An 8,088-nucleotide genomic window follows, 5' to 3' on the forward strand; every position below is an offset into this window, starting at 1 on the left:
CAACCCCGGCCAGCGCCGGGCAGGCCAAGCGCTGATCGCCTACAGGGGGTGAATATTGGACGCCGATAAGGGGTCAACATTCCGCGCCGATTGACAGCCCTATACGATACGCGCAATAATTAAACTTGGGGCATTACCAGATCGTCCTACTGTCACTTTCGGTCGCAATGGTGAAGCCGATAGCTGCACCTGCATATTTTAGAAGCAAATGAATGACTGCAATACAGGCAACTGATTTCAAGTCTTCCTACTCCGGCACGACCTTTGAAGATATGGTTGAGACTTTCTCCAGCCGGTTTGGTCCTTTTAATGCATCACCAGAAGGTTTGGGGCGTGACTTTGAGTGGAAGTCCGGCCTCTGGAGCGATGGTACGGCAACCCTGATCATCAGTGAATTTCAGACTGAGTGGCAGGCACACGCGGTCCAGGAGACGCCTGAGTGGTTATCGATCCTGCTGGCGCAAACGGGTGCCATTGACGTCACACTTGGTGGTCACAGGGTCGAAGGCCCACCGGGTAAGGTGCTCGTCGTGAACAATCATGAAGCTGAGCGCTTCCATATCCGCGGAGCCCCACATCGTTCGGAGGCCCTGCGGCTCGACTGGGGCGTCATGGTGCAAGCGGTCGCTGCGATTTTTGAGAGGCCGCTGGATGGATCACTCGCGCTGATGCCGGTCCTGGATTTCTCCCTCCACTCGGGTGAGTTGATCGGCAATCTTGCAAGAGCCATCTCGTTTGGCATGCGCGACAACGGACCACTATTTCGCTCTCCTATCGCGATGTCCAACCTGACCAATGCGCTGGCTGACCTAATTGTACGAACGGTTCCCCATCGGCTCTCACATCTGCTGGACAGAAAAGTCCATCTGATTGCACCGAGGCACGTCCACCGTGCGGTTGATTTCATGCATGAAAATATTGACCAGCCGATATCCATGTCGATGATCGCAGAGGCGGCCGGCGTTTCCGTTCGCACGCTTGAGAATGGGTTTCGTGCTTTCAGGGAAACGACGCCCGCCGCTTATCTTCGCAGCATCCGTCTGAAAGCGGCCCGCGAAGACCTTCTCGATCCGTTCAACAACCAGTCCGTGAAGGGTATCTGTCTGAAATGGGGTTTCTTTCATTTCGGGCGGTTTGCTCTCGCCTACCGAGCCGCTTACGGCGAGAGCCCATCGGAAACAAGGAAGCGCCTGCCAACGATTTGAGGCTGTTATCGGGATGTCGGTAAAGTGTCCGTTTTTCGCGAATACTATCCCGTTTGCGCAGCCGTTTTAGTTCGCGGCTCACGAGGCAAGATATTGTTAATTTTATTGACGTTTTGGTTGGCCCGACGATGCCACTCATCAGTGACCAGCGGTCGCGATGTCTTAGAAGGCGTCTTCTCCGCTCGAATGATTTGAAGCGGTCCTTTTCAAACATGATCCATATCCTTGTTGACGCCCGCGCAGGTAAAGGGAGCGTCCGTGAGCCCGCGCGGATCTGCTTCTCACTGCCTGTTAATCTCTTCCAGAGGCACGCTTTATATGTCCATGAAATCCCTGAAAATTGGCACGAAATTGCTGGGTCTGACGCTTCTCACAGTTGCCACTGGCTCGGGAGTCAGCTTCTACGAGGCAAGGAAGCTTCGGTCGATTGACACTACCTACAGCGCGGTTATCGATACCGACGTTAATGGCGCACTCACCATTGCGGCGATCGACAACAATCAGGAGGCGATCGGCCGTCTTCTGTACCGGATGATTGCGGAGCAGACGCAAGAGGAAATGCGGAAGTCCAGGCAGGAAATGGAAGAGACGTTCGTTCAAACGGCCAAACTCATCGAAGAACCGTTTCGCATTGACGGACGTACGATCGAAGTCGGAGCAAGCATCGGTGTCGTTGCCCGGACAGGCAACGAGGAGCCGATGGAACTACTCTGGAGAGCCGATGTGGCGCTCTGTCGCGCCAAGGAAAACGGCAAAGGTCATGCCGTTGGGTATGTTCCTGAGCTTGATCAGGAGCGTCAGCGCATTTCCGACCTCGAAGGTGAATTGCGTCAGGCCATAAACAGCGGATCCGTCCAGCCCGTGTTCCAGCCCCTCGTATCCGCGTCGACTGGCACGGTTCTCGGCGTGGAAGCCCTGGCGCGGTGGCAAACCAGCGCTGGGAGCATCAGCCCGGAGGTGTTTATTCCCCTTGCGGAGAAGTCCGGCCTCATCGATGCACTCGGAATGCATATGTTGCGCGCGTCGATCCGGCATGCCAAGGGCTGGCCGGGGCTTGCCCTGTCGGTCACGGCCCTCGACATCCCCGTTACTGCCGAGGGAATCGAGAACACGCACCAGGCGGAAATCCTGCGGCAGACGGGATGCGACCAGTTCCAAGGTTTTCTCGTCGGCAAACCGATGTCAGCGGCTGAAATAGCCGTGAAGCTTACTCAACAAGGTGTCGCTGCATGACGACGAATAAGAAAATACAATGGCGTGCCGATGCTACTCATCCCAAGATTGATGACCACGACGCGCGACTACACGACGAGCGAGCGCATTTCACCATGCTTGGAGGGCGAATTCGGTACCATAATTCGCTTCTGTCAAGATTGAGATCGCTAAGCCGCAATCGCGATGGCGGCATTGCAATCATGGCGGCGTTTTGCTTGCCGATCGTCATCGGATTTGCAGCTCTCGCAGTGGAATATGGTTACGGCCTGCTGGTTCGAGACGAGAACCAGCGGGTTTCCGATCTTGCCTCCTATGCCGGCGCGCTCGCCTACAGCACCACAAAGTCGGAAGATAAGATGAAGGTCGCGGCACTCGCGGTGGCGAAGCTCAACGGCGTCGATGGCGCCGATGTTAAGGTCTCCCTGACCGCCTCCCCGAAGGATGCCCGTGTTCAGGCGGTGCACGTTGCGATTACCACCACGAACACGCTCGTTCTTGCGCCCGTTCTCGGCGTCAGTCCGAAGCTCGAAATCGGCGCCCAGGCCTATTCGTCTATTGGTGCGGCAGAAAATGGCTGCATTGTCGCCCTGGACAAGTCCGCGTCGGGCGTCACCCTTTCCGGCGGCGTACAGGCGAATGCCGGTAAATGTTATGTCGCCTCCAACAGCGATATCGTGGCCCCGTGCGGAACCAAAATCACGGCCAAAAGCGCCACCTATTACGAAGGCGCATCGGAGCCGTGCCAGTGGTCAAGCAACATCGTCCAGGCAGACGGCAGTCCAGCACCCGTTACCCGGCAATATACGAGTGATCCTCTCGCAGAAAATAAAGGGGTCGCGACGCTTCATGACCGTTTCGATATCATCCGCAAGGCGTCATGGCCATTTGCGGTCAAGGTCGGCAAAGGACCCGATATAGAATTTGGCGACAAGGCGACACCGGTGCAGACCGCCGCGGCGATAGAGGCTGTTGGGTGTCGCTACGACTCGTCCAATTTTAATCAGTACTGGATGTCCAGATGGGACATCACCTGTTCAGGCTCCGAGGTTAATATCGGGTCACTACGGGTCCATGGCGACATTCAGGTAAAGTTCAATGTCACTGGCAGCAAGAACACGACCTATAATTTCTCCGGTAGAATCCAGAACGCCCAGGGCACGAAACTGGAATTCGGTGACGGGACGTTCAATGTCGCCGGAGGTATTATCGGTGCTGATCTTACATTTGGTTCCGGTATCTTCCACGTCGGACAGATTGTACCGAAAGCGGAATGGAACGAATCAAAGCAGGCGCTCTGCAGCGGAAATGCCCTCTACAGCCTGTGCAGCGATGGTAAGCTGACGATTGATGGCCCCAGCACTTTCGTTCTTGACGCGGGCCTCCATACCGGCGATGGCGCAATGATGAAGCTCGGCGCGGGAACCAGCAACAGCTACATCATCGGCAAGTCGAGCGGTGACAATGCGATCGGAGTGGGCGGCGGCTCCGTGACTGCTTTGGCGGACGCCAGTTCCGGCAAGGGTGTCTTTCGTGTCGATGGCGACGTCGACGGAGGTGGCGGCGGGAGTTGCATCACATTCCCGGCCAGCGCACAGCACGATATCTCCGGGAACGTCAATCTCGCCGGGGGAGCGAAGCTGGGCGCCGGCGTCTATGCGGTGGACGGGTATTTCTCGGTTCATACCGGTGGAGCCAATTGCAGCGACACCGCAGCCGTTTCCGGGACGAATGTCACCATCGCCATCTCTGGTACCGAGACACCGTCCGATTGGGAGTGTAAGGATAAGGCCTTCTGTCTGACCGGCGGCAACGCCATCACCCTGACGGCGCCCTCCAGCGGAGACCATGCCAACCTCGCGGTGATTGGTCCGCAGTCCTCAAAACGAACGGCGGGCGCAGAGATTACTTCGGGCGGACGCGGCAGGATCTCCGGGGCATTTTATTTCCCGAATGGCGCAATTGACTTCGGTGGCGGCGGGCAAATCGGCGACGCGGCGACCGGCTGCCTGCAACTGATCGGCGCCAGCATATCCCTGTCTGGCGGTTCGCAGATGATGTCCGAGTGTAAATTACAAACCGGCAGCGGCAAGGTGGCTTTGGTCCAATGATATTCAATCAACACGCAACCGGAAGGGATATGAGCTCTCCTGTCGAGAACAGATGGTGTCGGCTGATCGAAGACGCCAGGGGTATTGCTGCAATCGAGTTTGCGCTCGTTGCGCCGCTCTTCGCGCTTATCCTTGCAGGCAGCCTTGATCTTGGATTGCTGCTTTTCTCCCGCTTCCAGTTGGAAGCGGCAGTCTCGGACAGCGCAAGCTATGCCATGGTTCATACCGATCAGGTCGACAGCACAAACGGTGACGATTTGGCCGCAAAAATGGCGACAATCATCGCGGGCGGAATAGCCTCCAGTGAAACGCATGCCGAGATTGTCGTGAACAATGGCGCCAAAGCGGACTACGACGGGACGAAGATCAAGTTGAGCGGAGCAGCAAGCCAGTCCAATTCCTGTTATTGCCCGACCGGGGGAGCCTGGACGCTGAATTGGGGAGGCGTCCGTTCTTGCGGGACATCCTGTCCTGGCGGCACCATCGGCGGCAAGTATGTCGTGATTACCGTGAAACAGGCTTACGCTCCGTTGTTTACGAGCTACGGCATGGTCAAAGACGGCTTTTTGTACGCCAGCGCCGTGGTGCAAACGAAATGAGCGGCGGCTTTCAAAAGCTCTGGCGCTCAAATTCCGGCGCAACTGCCGTCGAATTCGCCCTCGTCATGCCGGTATTTTTGCTGCTGCTGTTCGGCATCATGGAGTTCGGTCGGATGCTCTGGACCAGCCACGCGCTTCATGACACTGCGATCGCCACGGCACGGTGCATGGGAGTGCCACAGCTCGAGTGCGAGGAGAATGGTGTCTATAGCGCCACCAAGGCGATGGCGTTTGCGAAGAACACGGCGGCAGGCTGGTACGTCAGTTTGGATAGCGCGTCGGTTACCCTCGATCATGAGGCCGATTGTTACGGATTGGCGGGGTTTTCGCATGTTAAGATCAGTCATCAGTTTTCCACCGTCGTACCCTCCCTGTTGACATCCCTTGCCGGGGGCACTGGTCTCAGAGCGGAAGCCTGCTTTACAAATCACTGACGAAGAGACGAAATTCTGTCCCGGACGGGTCCGAAGCTCAATCGAGTTCATGTAAATTCGTGGGGCAGCAGCCATCACGCGAATCCGCACGACAAAACGTGCCACCCTGTTGACCGTGACCCGGATTTCGAACTGCTCTTGTCCATACCCGACAAGCCTTAAATCACTCAGGAGAATCGCGCTCTGCAGCAGGGAAATATGAGCGCGAGTAAAACTAAGATACAAACCATGGATTTGCGTTGTGAATGGAGAAAGTACTGCGATTTTCAATAAAAATTCTCATAAAATTAACACTTATATTTTAGAATCGAAGTCGAATTGCGTTTGCATGTGAAAGTACAGAGCGATTTTTCCCGCTTTCGCATTGTCGCGTGTCAGATCGGCCATTAGGTTGCTTCAAAGGATGTATGGAAGATGGTAAAGTTTAGGGTGTTCGGCGTAGTTGCGCGCCTTGTAACAGGTTTTGGGGTCCTGCTCGTTCTGATGATGGGCTTGACGCTTTACTCCACGAAACAGGTGTCAGAGATCAACGACAACCTCGGCGTGATCAATGACGTGAACAGCGTCAAGCAGCGCTATGCCATCAACTATCGGGGTAGTGTCCATGATAGGGCGATCGCGATCCGGGACGTAACCCTTGTCGCAACTGCAGAGGAGCGGCAAGCTACCATCGATTTGATTGTAAAGCTTGCCGCAGCTTACGCCGAAAACGAGAAAAAGATGGCGGACATGATTACTTCGTCCGTCGGCGCAACTGCCGACGAGCGTGCAATCCTGAACGAAATTGCGGGCATACAGGCTAAAACCAACCCGCTTGTCACAGAAATCATCTCGCTTCAGACAAAAGGGGCTTCTGATGAAGCTCGGAAGATTCTTCTGGAACAGGCGCGGCCACTATTCGTTACCTGGTTAGGGGCAATCAACAAGTTCATCGACTATCAAGAGAACCTGAACAAGGCGACTGGCGCAGAAGTGCGTGGAGCAGTCAGCGGGTTCAACTCGCTCGCATTCATGGCTTTAGGAGGCGCGGTCTTTATCGCTTTGATCGTCGCGACCTTGACTGCACGCTCGATCGTTGCCCCGATGGGTAGGCTGCAAGGGTCGCTGGAATCCATGGCCGAAGGCAACATGGAAGGGGATCGATATCTGGAGCAGCGCGGCGACGAAATCGGAAAGCTGGCGCGCGCAGTTGCCACGCTACGAGATGTAATTTCCGCAAAGGCTGTGGCGGACACGGAGCGGGAGGCAAAACGCTCCAGCGAAGAGCGCACGCGGCTGGAAGTAGACGCCCAGGAGCGGTCCAATCTTGCCGAGCAGACGAGCGCTGCTGTAACCCAACTCGCAGACGCCCTGCAGGCATTGGCGAACGGCGATCTCACCCGGAGCATTACAACCCCCTTTATTCCTTCGCTCGACCAGTTGCGGACCGACTTCAATCAAGCTGTCGAACGGCTGCGCGGTGCCATGCAAAAAGTGGCTGAAAATGCGAGCGCCATTGCATCCGGCGCACAAGAAATTCGTTCTTCTTCCGATGATCTTGCAAAGCGCACGGAAAACCAGGCGGCTTCCATTGAGGAAACTGCGGCAGCCCTGGAAGAGATCACGACGACCGTTTCCGATTCGAGCAACCGTGCCCAAGAAGCAGGACAGCTTGTCCGTCGAACAAAGGAAAGCGCCGAGCATTCCGGCCGCGTCGTGCGAGATGCCGTTGACGCAATGGGGAAAATAGAGGCTTCAGCCTCCGAGATCGGTAACATCATCGGCGTTATCGACGAGATCGCGTTCCAGACAAACCTGCTGGCGCTGAACGCAGGTGTTGAAGCTGCCCGCGCCGGAGACGCCGGAAAAGGCTTCGCAGTGGTTGCCCAGGAAGTGCGCGAGCTGGCGCAGCGGTCGGCCAAGGCGGCCAAAGAAATCAAGGATCTGATCAATACCTCCAACGACCATGTTAAGCGTGGCGTGAACCTCGTCGGGGAAACCGGGAAAGCCCTCGAAGAGATTGTCGTCCAGGTCCAGCAGGTTGATGGCAATGTCAGCGCGATCGTGGAAGCTTCCAGGGAACAGGCGACAGGTCTCAAGGAGATCAATACGTCTGTCAACACGATGGATCAGGGCACGCAACAAAATGCGGCTATGGTGGAGCAATCGACCGCGGCAGCCCATAATCTGGCTTCCGAAGCCGGGGCACTGTTTCAACTGCTTGCTCAATTCAACATCGGAACGCAGGGGGCAGCAAATCATAGCAAAGCGCCCAGCATTGTCGCACCTGCCGCCGTCAGGTCAAATCCGGTTGCTTCGCCAGCCCGCCAAATGAGGGCGAGACTTGCGTCTTCCTTCCACGCCAACGCTGCTGTTTCCGATGCAAGTTGGGAAGAATTCTAGGCGCAGGTGAGACTGACGCGGTAGGGCGCATGCCCTGCGGCCGTGCTGAACTGATGGGGTGGATGCCCCCATCGGAGTATGATGCCTGCCCAGCGCCATGGTGGCGCTCACGGAGGAAAGGCAGATGACACAGGTGCAAATCCTT

At 56.3% G+C, this 8,088-nt stretch carries 5 protein-coding genes and 1 pseudogene; all 6 read left to right on the forward strand.

Going from position 1 to position 8,088, the window contains the following annotated elements; all coding sequences use genetic code 11:
- Positions 1-212: 212 nt before the first annotated feature.
- The 6 genes and pseudogenes from ACQZ40_RS25410 to ACQZ40_RS25435 all read left to right on the forward strand — a co-directional run bounded on the left by ACQZ40_RS25410 (position 213) and on the right by ACQZ40_RS25435 (position 7,943).
- Positions 213-1,205, forward strand: a complete 993-nt coding sequence (locus ACQZ40_RS25410; protein ID WP_142914320.1) for a helix-turn-helix transcriptional regulator — start codon at positions 213-215, stop codon at positions 1,203-1,205.
- 567 nt (positions 1,206-1,772) lie between these two features.
- A pseudogene (locus ACQZ40_RS25415) lies at positions 1,773-2,438 on the forward strand (EAL domain-containing protein); the annotation flags it as partial.
- Positions 2,435-4,528, forward strand: coding sequence for a Tad domain-containing protein (locus ACQZ40_RS25420; RefSeq protein ID WP_244614311.1), 2,094 nt, complete (start codon positions 2,435-2,437; stop codon positions 4,526-4,528). The pseudogene ACQZ40_RS25415 and the gene ACQZ40_RS25420, both read left to right, overlap by 4 nt.
- Positions 4,529-4,557: 29 nt before the next feature.
- Positions 4,558-5,127, forward strand: coding sequence for a TadE/TadG family type IV pilus assembly protein (locus ACQZ40_RS25425; RefSeq protein WP_142914318.1), 570 nt, complete (start codon positions 4,558-4,560; stop codon positions 5,125-5,127).
- Positions 5,124-5,561, forward strand: coding sequence for a TadE/TadG family type IV pilus assembly protein (locus tag ACQZ40_RS25430; RefSeq protein WP_142914317.1), 438 nt, complete (start codon positions 5,124-5,126; stop codon positions 5,559-5,561). Before ACQZ40_RS25425 ends, ACQZ40_RS25430 begins: the two co-directional genes overlap by 4 nt.
- A gap of 414 nt (positions 5,562-5,975) precedes the next feature.
- The gene (locus tag ACQZ40_RS25435; protein WP_142914316.1) at positions 5,976-7,943 is read left to right on the forward strand and encodes a HAMP domain-containing methyl-accepting chemotaxis protein; all 1,968 of its coding nucleotides are present in this window, start codon (positions 5,976-5,978) and stop codon (positions 7,941-7,943) included.
- Positions 7,944-8,088 lie beyond the last annotated feature (145 nt).

The sequence above is a fragment of the Agrobacterium sp. 16-172Ci genome, from assembly GCF_053522725.1.